The 16470-nt window shown below is 49.9% G+C and carries 19 protein-coding genes and 1 riboswitch; of the genes, 7 read left to right on the top strand and 12 right to left on the bottom strand.

The features are described 5' to 3' along the window. From C4N24_RS05610 to C4N24_RS05635, 6 genes are read left to right on the top strand one after another with little or no spacing between them, the layout of a single operon-like run. On the top strand, positions 1-819 hold the full coding sequence (locus C4N24_RS05610) for a glycosyltransferase family 2 protein (protein ID WP_112090650.1): 819 nt from the start codon (positions 1-3) through the stop codon (positions 817-819). 54 nt (positions 820-873) lie between these two features. Further along, positions 874-1659, top strand: a complete 786-nt coding sequence (locus C4N24_RS05615; protein WP_112090716.1) for an ABC transporter permease — start codon at positions 874-876, stop codon at positions 1657-1659. Between the two features lie 13 nt (positions 1660-1672). After that, a complete protein-coding gene (locus C4N24_RS05620; protein WP_112090651.1) occupies positions 1673-2995 on the top strand; it encodes an ABC transporter ATP-binding protein in 1323 nt (440 codons plus the stop codon). After that, positions 2992-4398 (top strand): class I SAM-dependent methyltransferase, encoded by a 1407-nt coding sequence (locus C4N24_RS05625; protein ID WP_112090652.1) that lies wholly within the window; start codon positions 2992-2994, stop codon positions 4396-4398. The genes C4N24_RS05620 and C4N24_RS05625 overlap by 4 nt, the downstream gene beginning before the upstream one ends. A 26-nt stretch (positions 4399-4424) precedes the next feature. Continuing rightward, a complete protein-coding gene (locus C4N24_RS05630) occupies positions 4425-5273 on the top strand; it encodes a glycosyltransferase (RefSeq protein ID WP_242983188.1) in 849 nt (282 codons plus the stop codon). Positions 5274-5285: 12 nt separating this feature from the next. Continuing rightward, positions 5286-6377: a hypothetical protein gene (locus tag C4N24_RS05635; protein WP_207657269.1), complete on the top strand. Its 1092-nt coding sequence runs from the start codon at positions 5286-5288 to the stop codon at positions 6375-6377. Between the two features lie 357 nt (positions 6378-6734). Here C4N24_RS05635 and C4N24_RS05640 read toward each other — a convergent pair whose 3' ends face one another. From C4N24_RS05640 to C4N24_RS05660, 5 genes are all read right to left on the bottom strand, one after another. Next, positions 6735-7385: an HAD family hydrolase gene (locus tag C4N24_RS05640; protein ID WP_015536844.1), complete on the bottom strand. Its 651-nt coding sequence runs from the start codon at positions 7383-7385 to the stop codon at positions 6735-6737. Between the two features lie 15 nt (positions 7386-7400). Next, positions 7401-7928, bottom strand: coding sequence for a QueT transporter family protein (locus C4N24_RS05645; protein ID WP_112090653.1), 528 nt, complete (start codon positions 7926-7928; stop codon positions 7401-7403). A gap of 7 nt (positions 7929-7935) precedes the next feature. Beyond that, a riboswitch (PreQ1-III riboswitch) is annotated at positions 7936-8037 on the bottom strand. Between the two features lie 225 nt (positions 8038-8262). Further along, complete coding sequence (locus C4N24_RS05650; RefSeq protein ID WP_112090654.1) at positions 8263-9153, bottom strand: DegV family protein; 891 nt, start codon at positions 9151-9153, stop codon at positions 8263-8265. Continuing rightward, on the bottom strand, positions 9144-9650 hold the full coding sequence (locus C4N24_RS05655) for a tRNA (cytidine(34)-2'-O)-methyltransferase (RefSeq protein ID WP_097779495.1): 507 nt from the start codon (positions 9648-9650) through the stop codon (positions 9144-9146). Before C4N24_RS05655 ends, C4N24_RS05650 begins: the two co-directional genes overlap by 10 nt. Further along, positions 9647-10495, bottom strand: a complete 849-nt coding sequence (locus tag C4N24_RS05660) for a bifunctional hydroxymethylpyrimidine kinase/phosphomethylpyrimidine kinase (RefSeq protein ID WP_112090655.1) — start codon at positions 10493-10495, stop codon at positions 9647-9649. Before C4N24_RS05660 ends, C4N24_RS05655 begins: the two co-directional genes overlap by 4 nt. 164 nt (positions 10496-10659) lie before the next feature. Here C4N24_RS05660 and C4N24_RS05665 point away from each other — a divergent pair, with 164 nt between their 5' ends. Further along, complete coding sequence (locus C4N24_RS05665; RefSeq protein ID WP_097779496.1) at positions 10660-10866, top strand: hypothetical protein; 207 nt, start codon at positions 10660-10662, stop codon at positions 10864-10866. A gap of 52 nt (positions 10867-10918) precedes the next feature. Here the strand turns inward: C4N24_RS05665 and C4N24_RS05670 are convergent, their stop codons facing one another. The 7 genes from C4N24_RS05670 to C4N24_RS05700 form a co-directional block, all read right to left on the bottom strand. Further along, positions 10919-11392: a pilin gene (locus C4N24_RS05670; protein ID WP_112090657.1), complete on the bottom strand. Its 474-nt coding sequence runs from the start codon at positions 11390-11392 to the stop codon at positions 10919-10921. A gap of 260 nt (positions 11393-11652) precedes the next feature. After that, a complete protein-coding gene (plsY, locus tag C4N24_RS05675) occupies positions 11653-12315 on the bottom strand; it encodes a glycerol-3-phosphate 1-O-acyltransferase PlsY (protein ID WP_112090658.1) in 663 nt (220 codons plus the stop codon). Between the two features lie 18 nt (positions 12316-12333). Next, positions 12334-13677: a ribosome biogenesis GTPase Der gene (gene der, locus C4N24_RS05680; RefSeq protein WP_005920245.1), complete on the bottom strand. Its 1344-nt coding sequence runs from the start codon at positions 13675-13677 to the stop codon at positions 12334-12336. 50 nt (positions 13678-13727) lie between these two features. Further along, positions 13728-15065, bottom strand: coding sequence for a DUF512 domain-containing protein (locus C4N24_RS05685; RefSeq protein ID WP_112090659.1), 1338 nt, complete (start codon positions 15063-15065; stop codon positions 13728-13730). A 92-nt stretch (positions 15066-15157) separates the two neighbouring features. After that, positions 15158-15337: a 50S ribosomal protein L32 gene (gene rpmF / locus C4N24_RS05690; protein WP_005920250.1), complete on the bottom strand. Its 180-nt coding sequence runs from the start codon at positions 15335-15337 to the stop codon at positions 15158-15160. A 23-nt stretch (positions 15338-15360) separates the two neighbouring features. Then, entirely contained in the window at positions 15361-15864 is a 504-nt protein-coding gene (locus C4N24_RS05695) for a YceD family protein (protein WP_112090660.1), read from the bottom strand. Between the two features lie 145 nt (positions 15865-16009). Beyond that, positions 16010-16414 carry a hypothetical protein gene (locus C4N24_RS05700; RefSeq protein ID WP_005944262.1) on the bottom strand — a complete coding sequence of 135 codons (405 nt, stop codon included), beginning with the start codon at positions 16412-16414 and terminating at the stop codon, positions 16010-16012. Positions 16415-16470: the final 56 nt, after the last annotated feature.

The following is a 16470-nucleotide window of genomic DNA, read 5'->3' on the forward strand; positions in this document are numbered from 1 at the left end:
ATGGATAAAGTTTCAATAATTGTTCGGACCTGTGGACGACCAGAGGTTCTACGAGGAGCACTTGAGAGCATTCGAAAGCAGACCTACCCAGATGTTGAAACTGTAGTGATTGAAGATGGACTTGAGATTTCACGTCAAATGATATGCACGGAATATTCTGACCTGCAACTAAGATATATTTCAACAGGGAAAAGAGTTGGACGTGCAAAAGCTGGAAATTTGGGTATGAAGGTAGCACAGGGAAAGTACTTGAATTTTCTGGATGATGATGACGTGTTATACCCAGAACATATAGAAATACTACTGCAAACATTGCAGTCAGCAGAGGAAAAGGCCGTTTATTCCGTTGCCGAGGAAGCCGCCGCAATTTATCGGAAAAGAAAAAGGACTTTTTATGATGTCCGAAAAAAAGTCCGATTTCGAGAGCCGTTTAACCGTATGTATTTGCTGCATACGAATTATCTCCCAATCCAATCTGTGATGTTTGAAAAGAGTCTTTTTGAGCAATATGGTGGCTTTCGAGAAAATGTAGACTACCTGGAGGATTGGGATTTGTGGGTGCGTTACGCGGCACACACAAATTTCAAAATGGTGAATGAAATTACAAGTATGTATCGTGTGCCATTAAATAATTTCCGGCGAGATCGAAAGCTTAAACATGCTTATAACGATGTACAGAAATATTTCTCGGAATATGTAGATGTGCTGAACTTCGGAGAATGTCACCGAGAAATTAATGATTTTATCAGACAAAAATATACGCCGAGATGGAAAAAAATGCTGTCGGCTTTTCTAAAGAAGTATTGGAAGGCGTGGTAGCTTTTGGGGCTTCTATTTTAAATCTATGGTTGTGGAGAAAAACGAGTGATTAATATGTTGAAAATATGTTTTAAAGAAAGAAAACTTTTATTTGAACTTGCAAAGAACGATGTGAAATCAAGATTTTCATCTTCTGTGTTAGGGGCAGCGTGGACTGTTATGCAGCCATTAATTAATATGCTTGTAATTTGGCTTGTATTTCAGGCAGGCTTTAAGTCATCTAATCTGGAAGGAGATATTCCTTTTATTGTGTGGTATATGCCTGCATTTTTGTCATGGAATCTGTTTTCAGAATCCGTTAGTCAGGCTACTAATAGTATTCAGGAATATAGTTATCTTGTAAAAAAAGTGAATTTTTCAGTAGAAATCATTCCTGCAATCAAAATTGTTTCGAATACCTTGATTCATCTGTTTTTTATTGCCTTTATTATTTTTGTGAATCTGTGCTATGGCAGGTTGCCGAATCTTTATTATCTGCAAGTTATTTATTATGCTGTTTGCTGTATGGCTATTTCTTTAGCAATTGGTTTGCTGACTTCCGCTGTTACACCGTTTACTAGTGATGTGGCCAATATTGTATCAATTATTATTCAGACAGGTTTTTGGGTGACACCGATTTTCTGGGATCCATCTCAATTAACAAAAGGTGCACAGATGCTCATTCGTTTAAATCCGATATATTATATCTGTAATGGATATCGTGACTGCTTTGTTTACCAGATTCCGTTCTATGCCCATAGGGTCAATACTTTATATTTCTGGGGAATTACAATTGTGCTTTGGTTAATTGGAAGCCGGACATTCAATAAAGCAAAGCAACATTTCGATGATGTATTATAAGGGGTAATAAAGAATGCCAGAAAAATCAATTGTAGTACAGCAAGTTTCTAAAAAATATGATATTTTCTCAGAACAAAAAGATCGCATCAAAGAAATTTTGAGTTTTTCAGGGAAAAAGTACCATAGTGAATACTATGCGCTGAATAATATCTCGTTTGATGTAGAGCAAGGGGAGACCTTTGGCATCATTGGTACAAATGGATCAGGTAAATCTACATTACTAAAGCTTATTACTGGCGTAGCACATCCTTCTAGTGGAAAAATTACTGTGAATGGAAGAATTTCGGCACTATTAGAGCTTGGTGCAGGATTCAATCGAGATTATACAGGAATCGAGAACATTTACCTGAATGGTACCATGATGGGATTTACCAAAAAGGAGATGGATAAAAAAATTGCTGGAATTGTTGAGTTTGCAGATATTGGGGACTTCATTTATCAGCCTATAAAGACATATTCTAGCGGTATGTTTGCTAGACTGGCGTTCTCGGTTGCAATAAGTATTGAGCCGGAAATTCTTATTGTGGATGAGGCACTCTCTGTCGGAGACGTTTTTTTTCAGAATAAGTGCTATAGAAAATTTGAAGAATTACGTGCAAAAGGAATTACGGTATTATTTGTATCACATGATATTGGTACAATCAAGCAGCTCTGTTCTAGAGTTTTGTGGATTGAGCATGGAAAGCAGATGATGGTTGGAGACAGCGTGGAGGTATGCAATCAATATTTGAATTTGATTAATAATAAACGTAGTACAGATTACGAACAGGAAAAGCAACGTAGAAGTTCTGAATCAATTAAAATCGGGCAAGGGGACGCCGTGCTTGATGCAGAGAAATTTGACATTGATGATTGGCCTGGTATTACATATTCAAATGAAAGCGTTTTAAACGATAACGTCAAAATAGTGAGTGCTTTCTTAAAAAATTCCAAAGGAGAACGCGTTTCCGCATGTTGTGCTGGAGAACAATATAATTTATCTGTAATTTTTGAATCAAAAGTCGATATTCCAGAATGCATCACTGGCTTCGTTCTTGAAACGGTAAAAGGATTGTGGATTATTAACTGCAACAGCGAATCAACAGGATTTAAGAAGCCTTTTACCGTAAAGGCTAATACATATAATCGAGTGGATTTTACATTTGAGATGCCACCGATTGTTAACGGCGACTATGTAATATCGATTGCTGTTTCTGAAGGTTCGAGAGACAATTATAAGGTTTTAACGTGGCTGTATGGTGTTCTCTATGTTCAGATAACGAATGTTGGCGGAAACGGTGGAGTTATTATGCTGGATTGCAATACGAAAATTTATTGCAAAGAGGTTGATAAATGAGCAAATACGACTTTGGTTATAATATCGAAGAGAACCGCACAAATCGGTGGGCTTTCGAAAATGTTGAAGTCAATTCCAGAGTTTTAGAATTGGGCCCCGCTGGGGGAACTCTAACAAAATCACTATATGAGAAAAAGAAATGCCACATTGATATTGTAGAGTTAGACGAGCAGGATGGAAAATTAGCGGCACAGTATGCTGAAAAGGCGGTTGTCGGTACAAACGGAAATTTAAATTTGGACTACTGGTATGAGGTCTTTTCCGAAAATAGATATGACTATATTGTTGCGCTGGATGTATTAGAACACCTTGCTGACCCAGAACATACACTACAGAAAGCATCGAAGCTTCTGAAGCCAACTGGTAAGATTTTGCTTTCGGTTCCAAATGTTGCACACAATGCTGTTATCATTGAGCTATTACAAAATCGCTTTACATATGGAAGACTTGGGTTACTTGACAACACCCATATTCACTTTTTTGCATATGAATCTATTTGTCAGATGCTCAAAAATGTAGGACTCTATATTAATAAGCAGGAAGCGGTATTGAAATGTGTTTCGGATACAGAATTGCCTTCAAGATATGAAGATCTTGGAGCTGAGTTAGGACATCTTTTGAAGCAGCGCAAATATGGAGAGGTATATCAATATTTGCTAGAACTTTCATTTAATTCGGAGCAAAAAACAATTGATCTATTAGGAAATGGACAAATCAAAGAGCCGGTTTATGCGAGGATTCTTCCTGACGGAGAATCTCAAAATGAGATTTCGGTTGAAATTCAGGAAGGATGGAATGAAGTTACTGTTGAGTTGCCTAAAGATTATTTAATGAAGAGCATTCGGTTTATACCATATGAAGGTTCAGGAATCATTGAACACCTACAAATAATAGGATATGGAAATTCTGAAAGTGAAATGTCGTACAATTGGACGTCAGCACAGAAATTAGGTAATGAATCGTTCTTTGTTCATATGGGAAACCATATGAATGAAATGAATTATTTGATTAATGAAGAGTACTCAGCATTAAAAATTAAATATAGGCTTGTTCCCTTTTACGGGGAAAGAGAATTGTATGCGGCAGAATGTTTTCAAAAAGAAATAGTGAAAAGCGGAAAGCGAGAAGAGGCTCTTCAAGAAAAATTGAGGGAAACGGATCTCGTTTCAAAAAGGAAAATCACAGATCAAAAAGCTGAAATAGAGAGTCTTCGGCAAGATAAGATATTGTTGAAAGAGCGCATTCAAAAGGAAATGGAAGAAAATGGAAGGCGAGAAGAGGCTCTTCGACAAGACAAGACGCTTTTGAAAGAACATTTTCAAACTCTCCAAGTGCTTGTTGAAGAGATCAAACATGGAAAGCTATGGAAAATTTTTGATCTGATTCGAGAAGTTGAAAAATAAAAAGATGATGTAGGAGGATGACTAGAGTGAGTGCGGCACTGGTTAGTGTAATAATGCCATGCTATAATGATGGTAGATATATTAAGGAAGCTATCGACAGTCTACGAAGGCAGACATATTCCAATTTTGAATTGATTATTGTTGACGATGGATCCGATGATTCGGAAACAGTATCAATTCTTTCTACTCTTAATGATGGAAAAACTACGGTTCTCCATACAAATCACCTGCGACCGGCGGGGGCACGAAACTATGGAATTGAACGTGCAAGAGGAAAGTATATTCTACCGCTGGATTCAGATGATACCATTGAGCCAACTTATCTGGAAAAAGCCGTGAATGTACTTGAAACGCAGCCGGATATCGGAGTTGTATATTGTCAGGCAGATCTTTTTGGTGAAAAAAGTGGTCGATGGGAATTACCGGATTATTCACGAAGAGCGATGTTGCTAGATAATATAGTATTTGTTACATCAATGTTTTACCGATCCGACTGGGAAACTGTTGGTGGCTTCAAAACAAATATGGATGCTGGAATGGAAGATTACGATTTTTGGCTTTCGATTTTGGAGTTGGGAAGGGAAATTTATCAGATTCCAGAGGTGTTATTTCACTATCGTATCAAACCTGTCTCACGAACAACTTCATTTCAAGAAAGTTGTCCGCAAGTGCAACAGATTTATCGACGCATTTTTGAAAACCATAAGGATTTCTATAAAAATAATTATGATGAAGTCATTCCTATTATGAGAGATGCTCTGATTGAACAGATTTTTTTGCGAAAAAAATTGGAAACTGAATTGAAAATGGTTCAGGGCGTGAAAAATATTCCGATTTTAGGGAAGTTTATAAAATGGATTATCGAACATAATTAAGGAGAAAAATATATGATTATTTTTACATCGATCTGTGCAAACTATCTGCATAAAGCAAGATGCCTTGCAGAATCAGTGAAAACTCATATGCCGGATGCGCAGTTTTTTGTATGTTTGACAGAGCGAGAAATGCCGAACTGCGCAAACTTCGATGCGTTTGATCAGGTGATTCTGTCCAAGGATATGTGGGAAGGAAACTTTGACCAATTTATCTATAAACATGCGATTGTTGAAGCATCAACTGCAGTGAAAGGTCAGTTCTTTCGTTATCTGCAAAAGAGCTATCCAAATGAAAACAAATTTATTTATTTGGATCCGGATTGTTATGTTTACTCGGATTTTGTAGAATTAAGAGAACTTTTGAATACGAAACCCATCGTTCTTTGCCCTCATCTACTTCAGCCGGGAAATATTGATATGGAACTATCGTCTACAGCGCACGGAGTTTATAATCTTGGTTTTCTTGCAGTTAATAATTCAGATGAGGCAAAAAGATTTATTAATTGGTGGGCAGAACGTTTATATCTGTTTTGCTATGATGATATCCAGCGTGGGATTTTCACGGATCAAAAATGGATTGATTTGGCACCGTGCTTTTTTGATACATATATTTTCAAACATCGTGGATATGATTTTGCACCATGGTCATTATACGAGTGTGGCATGACCTGCGAAAATGGAAAGTATTTTATCCAGGGAGATTCGCTGCGCTTTATTCATTTTTCAGGCTTCGGCGCATCAGCAGAAAAGTGCATGAGAGATTGGTTGCCAGAAGATGAAGTTCCGTTTCATACTTTGTACAGAGAATATGCGCAGCAGCATGAAAAAAACAATGCAGATGATGTCTCACATACTGCATGGACGTATGGTGTCTGCAAAAATAACGAGAAAATTGATGATTCGCTGCGTTTGCGCTACCGCAGCAATTACGATGTGATGTTTAGCATAGATAATCCATTTGCTATGAGCAATAGTGAAATGCGGCGTAGGCTAATAGGTATTGCAAAACCACATACTTTTGGCGCTAAGGTAAATAAAGCGGTTTCTCTACTGGTTCATGGCCAGTGGCAGGAATTTGCTGAACGGTTTAAAAAGCAGTTTTGATTAACGATATGCCCTCATGCTGAGTTCACAGTATGAGAACATATCGTTAATGGTAGCTTTCCTGATTTTGGAAGGAAACCGCACACCCGCCCCAAAAAACCATGTCTTTTCCCATTTCCTCTAAACTTTTTTCTGGTTCTCTTGTAACAGAAGGGCGTGAAAATGGCGATTGACAGAGCGACAAAATTCCCTAAATGGGCTGAAAACAGGAAAATTCGGGCGGGCAGACGTAAATACGATTAAAAAAAGAAAATCGCACGGTCTTTCTTTCGAAGCAGCAGGACTTGAACAGGGCAGACCGCTGTCTGCAAAAAAAGTGGCTCAGAAACACCGACAGGTGTTTCTGAGCCACTAATATTATATCGTTTCCAGCAGTGCGGGCAGCTGGGCAAGGTCGTCGATGACGTAGGGACTGACCTTTTCCAGCCGGGCGCGGGACTGGTGCCCGCCGGTGTACAGCACACAGGTCGCACCAATGGCAGCAGCCACCGCGGCGTCGTGGTCGGTGTCGCCGACCATCACGCAGGCCGCAGGATCAATGCCGGTGCGGCGCAGATAGTCGGTGCCAAGCTGTACCTTGCTTACGCCGTAAATGTCCGCAAGGCCGAGCAACTCGGTAAAAAAGCCTTGCAGACCCCGGGCGGATACCTGCTCGATCAGGTAATCACGGCGGGAGGCAGAAAGCACGGCCTGCTGCCAGCCCATGCGGGCCAGCGTTTGCAGGGTGTCAACGGCATGTGCCGTTACAGCGCAGCCGGGCACACCGGCGTTGTAATGCTCCATAAAGCGGGCGGCAAGCTCCGGGTAGGGGTGCCGCGCAAAGTCGAACCCGGCGCAGCGGTAGTAGTCCTCGATGGGAAAACCGAACAGCTCCCGGTAGGCAGCCAGATCGTACCGCTGGGGGTAGCCGTGGGTCTCCAGCATCCAGTTCAGGCAGCTGTGGGTAAAATCCACATCGTCCATCAGGGTACCGTTCCAGTCCCAGAAGATCATACCGTTCGGCTGCATGGAAACCTCCTTGTGTTATTCCGTCGCAAACACCTTGCGCAGTGCGGCGTTGCTCTCGATCAGCTTTACCAGCACGACGCCCAGCACGGTACAGCTGATCAGCTCACCAATGCCCACCGAGATGCCGTTGGTGATGCAGGCCAGCCAGATGGGGGCGCTGGACGTGGGGTCCGGGAACATCACGGCGATCTCAATGCCGATGATCACCGCGTTGAACAGCACCGGCGGCAGGCTGGCGGCAATGGCCAGACCCTTGAAGCGCACATTGCGCAGCTTGTAGGTGACAAGGCAGGCCAGCAGGGTAGCCAGTGTGCCAAAGATCACATCCACGATGGTGGAGCCCAGCAGGTTTGCAAGGAAGCAGCCCAGCACAACACCTACGATGTACTCGGCACCGAACACGGGCAGCAGGCACAGAGCCTCGGCCACGCGCACCTGCACAGCACCATAGGAAAGGGGCTGCAGTGCCAGACACAGCACCACATAGATGGCTGCCACTACACCGCAGTGCACCAGCTTACGGACGGAAGAATTCTGATTCATGATAATACTCCAGCGGTTTGATTTTGACCGCACAGGAACCGCCAGCTCCTGTGGGTTTTGCCCGGCACTGCTCGAGTGATGCCGGGGAGCCTAAAATCCTAAGTTGCTCTTTGAGGATACTGCACAAAAAAGCACAGCAGAAGGAAGTATATCACAAAATCGGACAGATTGCAATGGGAAGAGGACGATTAAAACTTGCCCGCCGCGCTGCTCTGGGCGTATTCATGTAAAAATGGAATACCGGAGCGTCCGCAGACGCTCCGGTATTCCGAAATTTCAAATAATGATTCCGCTGAATATGGCCAAAGCGCAGCGGCGGCCATTCCAAATGGTTTTAACCTCTGGGGTGGCCGGTATATGTCAGCGCTACGGTGTCGGGGCCGGTGTTGGCAGAGACCACACCGCCCAGCTCAAATACGGCCAGCGGCGGCTTGCCAAAGGCCTTGCGGCAGGCTTTTTCCAGATCCTCTGCCTGCGGGATGTTGGTGTGGCCGATCATATACTCAAAGTCCTCCACATCCCCGGCGCGCTTCTGGCACAGGTCTACCATAGCGGGCACGACTTTTTCATCGCCGCGCACCTTGGCTTCCACCTTGGTCTTGCCGTCGATCAGGGTAATGATGGGACGAATGCCCATCAGCTCGCCCATGACGGCTGCGGCGGCGGAGATGCGGCCGCTCTTTTTCATCTGTCTCAGGCTGTAAGGCCCCAGCACGACCTCCATGCAGTTCATCTGCCGCTCAAACTCGTGGATGACGTGGCGGATCTCTGCGCCGTTTTGCAGCTTGCGTGCCATCTCGCACAGATACCAGCCGAACACCATAGAATAGGTGTGGGGGTCCAGCAGATGGATGTTCAGATGATGCTCCGGGCGCTCTTCCCGCAGCATACCCTGCGCCATCAGGGCGTTGTTGTAGGTGGAGGAGCCGGACTTATTGATGGGCACATGGATGACATCCGTGTAGCCCTCGTCCACATACTGGCAGTATTTTTCACAGAACTGGATAGGCGTGATGGCGGCGGTAGAGGGCACACCCTTTGCCGCGCGCATCTTATCGTAGAATTCGGTGTTGGTGCAGTCCACACGCTCAACGTAGTCCACATCATCCAGCAGGATGTGGAAGCTCATGATATCAATGCCGTACTTTTCAGCCATCTCCTGCGGGATATCGCAGGAGGAATCGGTCAGGATCGCGATCTTGCTCATAATTTCCCTCATTTCCATTCATAATCTCGTAGGTGGCCGTGGTCCAGCAGCTCCGGAAAATCCCACTGCCGCAGCACCTCGTACACGCCCACCGCCACGCTGTTGGAAAGGTTCAGGCTGCGGCAGGTGTCCCGCATGGGCATACGGATGCAGTGCTCCTGATTTTCCGCAAGCAGCGCCTCCGGCAGACCGGCGTCCTCGCGCCCGAACACCAGATAAGCCCCGTCCGGGTACTGTACATCGGTGTAGCGCTGGGGAGCCTTGGTGGTAAAGTAATAGTAAGGGCCGTTGTTGCGGGCGAAAAAGTCCGCAAGGCCGTCGTAGTAGGTAATGTCCAGATAGTGCCAGTAGTCCAGCCCGGCGTGCTTGAGTTTTTTGTCGTCGATGGCAAAACCCATGGGGCCTACCAGATGCAGACGGCAGGCGGTGCAGGCGCAGGTACGCGCCACGTTGCCGGTGTTCTGGGGGATGCGGGGCTCTACCAGAACGATATTCAAAGTCGGCTTGTTCATCATAAGATGCCCTCCGGTTCCTCCCGCAGGGGACACAGACGGGGCAGCAGCGGCTCGAACCACACGCCGAAGCGGGTGTCCTGCGTGCAGGGCGTACCCTGAATAGCCAGCGAAACAAACTCTGCGGCGTTATCGGCAGCAGCGCTCAGGGCGTTGCCCTGCAGCAGCGAGCCGATGAGCACTGCGCCGTACAGATCCCCCGTGCCGGGGAAGCTGCGGCTGATATGCAGCTTTTTGATAACGAAACGATCCGTGCCGGTACCGGCACAGCCGATGTACTTGCCCAGCGGCAGGCCGGTGACCACCGCGTTGGGGGCCAGCGGCTGCAAAGCATCTGCCAGCGCCTGCGCGGCGGCATCGTCCAGCTGCTCGGTCACGGGCTGCTGCTGCAAAAGCAGCTGTGCTTCGGTGTAGTTGGGCAGGATCAGGTCTGCCGCGCGGCACAGATTGCGGATGCGCTCGATCAGCGCCGGGGTAACAGTGGAATAGGCCTTGCCGTTATCGCCCATCACGGGGTCCACCACCTTGTAGGCGGCAGGCCACAGGGCAAAGGCTTTTTCAGCCAGCGCTACCTGTGCTTCGCCGCCCAGATAGCCGGTATAGATACAATCAAATTGCAGTTCCAGCGCCTGATAGTGCTCCAGCGCGGCCATGCCGTAGGCGCTGCTGTCCATCCGGGCGGGGATGCCCAGACCGCCGGTGTGGGTGGAAAGCACCACCGTGGGCAGCGCCACCGGCTGGAAGCCCATGACCGACAGCACGGGCAGGATCACTGCAAGGCTGCACCGTCCCACGCCGGACAGGTCGTGGATGCAAAGGATCTTTTTTGGTTCAACGGGTTTTTGCAAATAGGAAAACCTCCTTGCCGAAAAGCCGCGCGCAGCGGCCTATAAAAAGCATCATACAACAGTATACCACAAATTGCTGCATAAAAAAAGCGCATACCAGATTCTTTTGCGGAAATAATAGCACTGCAAGCCCTGTCATGACAGGCCGAAAGGAGAAATTCAGAATGAAACAGCGAGAAAATTCTGCCGCAGGCATGGTAGTGGGCATGGCCGCCGGTGCAGCCCTGGGGGCTGCCGGTGCCATGATGGCCACCCAGAGCAAGCGCCAGATGCGCCGCAACGTGCGCAAGGTGATGAAGGGCGCAGAAAACGCGGTAATGCAGCTGGATAAGATGGCCACCGATTTTGTGGAAAAGCACATCGACTGCTGAACAGCAAAAAGCGCCGTCCCGGGTGGAACGGCGCTTTTTGTTATCGTGCGGCTTATTTTGCCCAGATGCACATCCGGGCGGTGGTGTTGATCTCGCCCAGCAGGCTCAGATCCATCTGGATATTGCAGGTCACGGTCAGCGCTTTGCCCACCTCGCTGCCGGTCAGCACTGAGGCAGGCAGGTTTTTGATGGTCAGGATGCCGTTGCCCTTTTCAATATCGCCGGTCAGGGTGCCGGCGTAGGTCACATCGCCGATGGTCAGGCCGGACAGGTAGCCGGTCACATTGAGCTTGGTCACCTGCTTGACGGGCAGCGTCAGGGTGTAGGTGCCGTTGGACTGGCGGGTAAGGGTGGCTTCGCGGTCAGAATCGATGCCAGAGTTGGCCATGGATCCCTTATCGGACTTTTCCTTCCAGAATTTGACCCCAACGGGGGTATTGGCTGCGGCAGAAGCGCCCAGTGTGAGCACACAGAACATCAGCAGCGTCAGCAGGGCAGCGCCGGTACGTTTTAAGGCAGTGGTCATGGTTTTATCCTTTCTGCCGCAGCTGCGGCATGGTGAAACAGTGTATATAATGCCCTATAAAGTACTGATTTGTCAATACTAACATAACATGACCGGACGGCGTTGTCAATGCGCCTTGGCAGTCTTTCACAAAAATGTTTCGAATCGGTCACAGAGCTTGGAGAAGCGGAAAAGACGCGGCCTGCCATTGACTGCTGTCTGACAAAAACGCCCCGTAGCGGCTGATAGAAGGCCGCTGCGGGGCGTAGTGCTATTTGAGGTTACTTTTTGCCGTGACGGCCAAAGCGGTACTCCTTGCCCTCGCGGATGCGCTGGATGTTGGAGCGGTGCATATAAATGACCATCGCGCCCATGATCACCGAGCCGATGGCACACACGGTAAGATCGGCGGCGGAGTAGCCCCGGAACACACCGTACAAGATGGTGAGCACCGGGTAGAGTGCCGCCATGGTCACGCTGCCCAGCGATACCATGCCCGTGGGCAGCAGGCAGGCCAGAAAGATGACCGCCAGAAAGGGAATCAGCACCGGCTGGATGGCCAGAATGGTACCACCCGCCACCAGTACGCCCTTGCCGCCCTTAAAGCCGAAATACAGGGGCTTCAAGTGGCCGATAATGGCAAAGATGGCGGCAAGATACACCGCAAGATACGGCGAGAGCGTGGTACTCTCCGGCATCAGGGTGAACAGCCAGCGGCCGATGCACACAGCCAGCACGCCCTTGAGCACATCGCCGAAAGCGGTAAGTGCCGCTGCCTTTTTGCCGAAGGTGCGCAGCATATTGGTCATGCCGGCAGCGCCGCTGCCGTACTTGCGCACATCATCGTGGTACAAAAACTTGCTGACGAGGATACCGGTGTCGATGCTGCCCAGCAGGTATGCCTGCACGGCGGACACCGCAGCGATGAGAACAGATTCCATCATCTGAGCCCTCCTGACGTGTTATACGTCCTTGGCACCCACCTCGCCGGAGCCGCGCTCCCGCACGACCAGACGAATGGGCGTATGCTCCAGACCAAAGTTTTCGCGGATCTGGTTGATGAGATACCGCTGATAGCTGAAGTGGAACAGGTGCTTTGCGTTCACGAAGGCCACGAACGTGGGGGGACGGGTAGAGGCCTGCGTCAGGTAGTAGATCTTCAGGCGGCGGCCCTTGTCGCTGGGGGGCTGCATCCGGGCGGTAGCGCGAGCCAGCATCTCGTTCAGCACACCGGTGGGTACGCGGGCACCGTTCTCGGCATCCACATCCCGGATCAGCTGCATCAGCTTGTTCACGTTGTAGCCGGTCTGGGCAGAGATGAAGATGATGGGTGCATAGCCCATAAAGCTGAAGCACTCGGCATAGCCGCGGCGCTGCAGCTCCATGGTGTTGGTCTCCTTGCCTTCCACGGCATCCCACTTGTTCACCACAATGATGCAGGCCTTGCCCTGCTCGTGGGCGTAGCCTGCCACCTTGCTGTCCTGCTCGGTAAAGCCGACGGTGGCATCCACAAGGATCAGCGCCACGCGGCTGCGCTCCACAGCAGCCAGTGCGCGCACCACCATGTAGCGCTCCAAGCCATCGCTGATATTGCTGCGCTTGCGCAGACCGGCGGTATCGGTAAAGATGAACTTGCCGTAGGCGTTGTCCACCGGGGTGTCGATGGCATCGCGGGTGGTGCCGGCTTCATTAGCCACGATCATGCGGTTCTCGCCCAGAATGCGGTTGGTCAGGCTGGACTTGCCCACGTTGGGGCGGCCGATGATGGCAACGGGGATGCGGTCCTCCTCCACCACAGTCTCGCTGAAGTCCAGATGTGCGCACACTGCATCCAGCAGGTCGCCTGTGCCGTGACCGTGCACGGAAGAAATGGGCATCACCTCGTCAAAGCCGAGGTTGTAGAACTCGTACAGCTCCATGGGAGCTTCGCCCACCTTGTCGCACTTGTTCACGGCAAGAATGATGGGCTTGTGGCTGCGGCGCAGCATATGCGCCACGTCCTCGTCGGCTGCGGTCAGGCCGTTGCGCACGTCCGTGACCATGATGATGCAGTCGGCGGTGTCGATGGCGATCTGTGCCTGCTCGCGCATATGGGCAAGAATGCCCTCGGTGGCCTTGGGCTCGATGCCGCCGGTGTCCACCAGCAAAAACTCGTGGCCGTTCCACTCGCAGTTGGCAAAAATGCGGTCGCGGGTAATGCCCGGGGTATCCTCCACAATGGCAAGGCGCTGGCCGCACAGCTTATTGAACAGGGTGGATTTGCCCACGTTGGGGCGTCCCACCACTGCTACGATCGGTTTGCTCATGGGGTCTCCTCCTTTCTTAAAAGGGGTAAAATACAATAAAAATGGCGTTATCAGCTGCCGCTCTTTCTTCTGCGGGCAATGTGCAGGCCGCTGCGCAGCAAAGCGCGGGCTTCGTCTCCGCCTGCTGTGGGCAGAACCTCCACCTTTACGCCCAGCTGCTGTCCCAGCTGCTCTACCGTGATATCGTCAAGGAAGGTATCTTTTTCCTCCCGCAGCATCACAGCCGGGATGCCCAGCGTTTTTGTGGCAAGTTTGCCTGCGCACTGGTCTATGATATCGGTGGCAGTGATCAGGCCGGTCACACCCACATTGCCGCCGAAAAAGCGGTTCTGGATGGTGTGGACGTGCACGGTGATCATGGGGTACTGGCGGTGCAGCTCCTCCATCATGCGTGTGATGAGGGGCGCTGCCATGGTGCCGGTGACCACATCCAGTTCCTTGGTGCCGTAGACCCGGTGGGGCTTGTCCAGCTCGGCCAGAAATTCTTCCTCGAACAGGCGCATCATGCCCACGCCGTTTTCCAGCTGGTCGTAGTCCTCGTAGAACTCCGGCGCAGGGATGGGACGGCCTGCCTTGAGATACCATTCATCGCTGGGGTAGATGATGCGCTTGCCGTGGCGGCGCTTGCACTCATCGCCGAATTCTTCCATAATGTCGATGACCTCGGCGCTGGTCTTTGCATCGTAGGGCACCTGCGGGTACAGATTTTTGCGGTAATCCGTAATGCCGCAGGGCACGGCTGCAATGCTTTGCACCATGGGGGTCAGTTCCAGCAGGTCGGCAAGGGTGCGGCGCAGCTCGTCGCCGTCGTTCACGCCGCGGCAGAGCACCAGCTGACAGTTGACGGCAATGCCGCCCTCCACCAGCCGGGGCAGGTACTTGAGCACCTCGCCGCCGCGCTTATTGGCCAGCATCCGCACCCGCAGCTGAGGGTTGGTTGTGTGCACCGAGATATTGATAGGGGAGATGTGCATCTTGATGATGCGGTCGATCTCGTGATCCTGCATATTGGTCATGGTGATGTAGTTGCCGAACAAAAAGCTCAGCCGCTCGTCATCATCCTTGAAATACAGACTCTCGCGCATACCGGGGGGCAGCTGGTCGATGAAGCAGAACATACAGTGGTTGGAGCAGGAATGCTTTGCATCGCCCAGATAGGTCTTGAACCCGCAGCCAAAGGGACCGCGCTGCGGCCGCTGCACTTCCCACTCCCGGATGCCGTCTGCTACCCGGGCTTTCAGGTGGAAGCTGCTGCTGTCGGTATAAAAATCGTAGTCCAGCGTGTCGTTCAGCTCGTTGTCGTCCACACTCAGCAGCTCGTCACCGGGGGCAAGGCCAAGAGCTTCGGCTTCGCTGCCGGCATCTACCTGCTCGATCCGTATCGCCATCTGCATCCACCTCCTCTAAAGAACAAGAAGGGGAAGGCTTTGCGCCCTCCCCTTCTGTACATAACACCATTATGCCACCAATTACGCGCAAATTAGGCCTTCTTGATGACTTCCTCGCCCTTGTAGTAACCGCAGTTGCCACATGCCTGGTGGGGGAGCTTCAGAGAGCCGCAGTTGCTGCACTTCACCAGTGCGGGGGCCTCCAGCTTCCAAACATTGCTGCGACGCTTGTCGCGGCGGGCCTTGGAAAGATGTCTCTTAGGTACTGCCATATTTTTGCACCTCCTTGATGGGTTTATCTGTTCAGCAGTGATTTAAGGATCGCGAGCCTAGTGTCTACGGGGGCATCGGTCTGCTCTGCCGGTGGGCAGGTGCATTCCGCCTTTTTCTTACCGCACTGCGGGCAAAGCCCGGCGCAGTCGGGGCTGCAAAGCAGCACCGTGGGGATCTGGAACATAAACTCCTGATTGAGCCATTCGTCTACGTCCAAGTGTCCTTTTTCATCCAGCGGAAGATCGAAATCCGGGTCATCCAGATCCCGCTCCTTGACGATCCACTCCGTATCGACTGTCTCTTCCCGGGTGACCGGGTCCAAACAGCGGGCGCACTCTCCGTGCACCAATGCCTTTGCCCGCAATGTTATCTGAACCTCGTCGCCATCGGTCTGCGCATCAAAGACGGCTGTGACCGGCTGCGGGATCCTTGCACCGGCATAATCGTACGCAGATAAATCACACTGAAACTCTGCATGGTACGGTCTTGCGCCGGCGGTGATAAACTTTCTCAGGTCAAATTGCATAGTACACCTCTGAAAAGGCTGCTTTGTTAGTATAGCGCCAAAGCAACCCTTTGTCAACACCAAAACAGGCAGAAAACCGAAAAAATTTATTTTTCTCCGGTCTTCTGCCTGTTGGAAAAGCTTTTAGCCCTGTTCTTTTATCAGATTACAGGTACTTCTTCACATCGTGGGGCAGTGCGGCCTCGTCTGCGCTGACGGTCACGGTGACCTTCACGCTGTCGCCGGCAATGGCTGCCATCTCATCCAGCACAACGCCCAGACGGTTGATATCGTGATCCAGCACCTTCAGGATGCCGTCAATGTACAGGTCGGTGATGTCGTAGTTGCTTGCCATCAGGCCGGCCACAAAGCCGTACAGCATTTCGCCGCCGGAGATCTTGTACTCGTCCAGATCGATCAGACGTGCTGCAGGAGCGATGTCGTAGGTGAGCTTCATGCCCTTTTCCACAACAACAACATTGCCTTTGGAGGTCTTGACCGCGTCGTTGATCTGGTCGATCATAGCCTTGGTCTTGCCGGAGCCCTTGGTACCAACAATCAGTTTAATCATAGTTCAGTCCTCCTGTATTTTCCACGCCTTGCGGCGGGAGATCATTTTTTACGTTC

It is taken from the genome of Faecalibacterium prausnitzii (assembly GCF_003287405.1).
Taxonomy (GTDB): domain Bacteria; phylum Bacillota; class Clostridia; order Oscillospirales; family Ruminococcaceae; genus Faecalibacterium; species Faecalibacterium intestinale.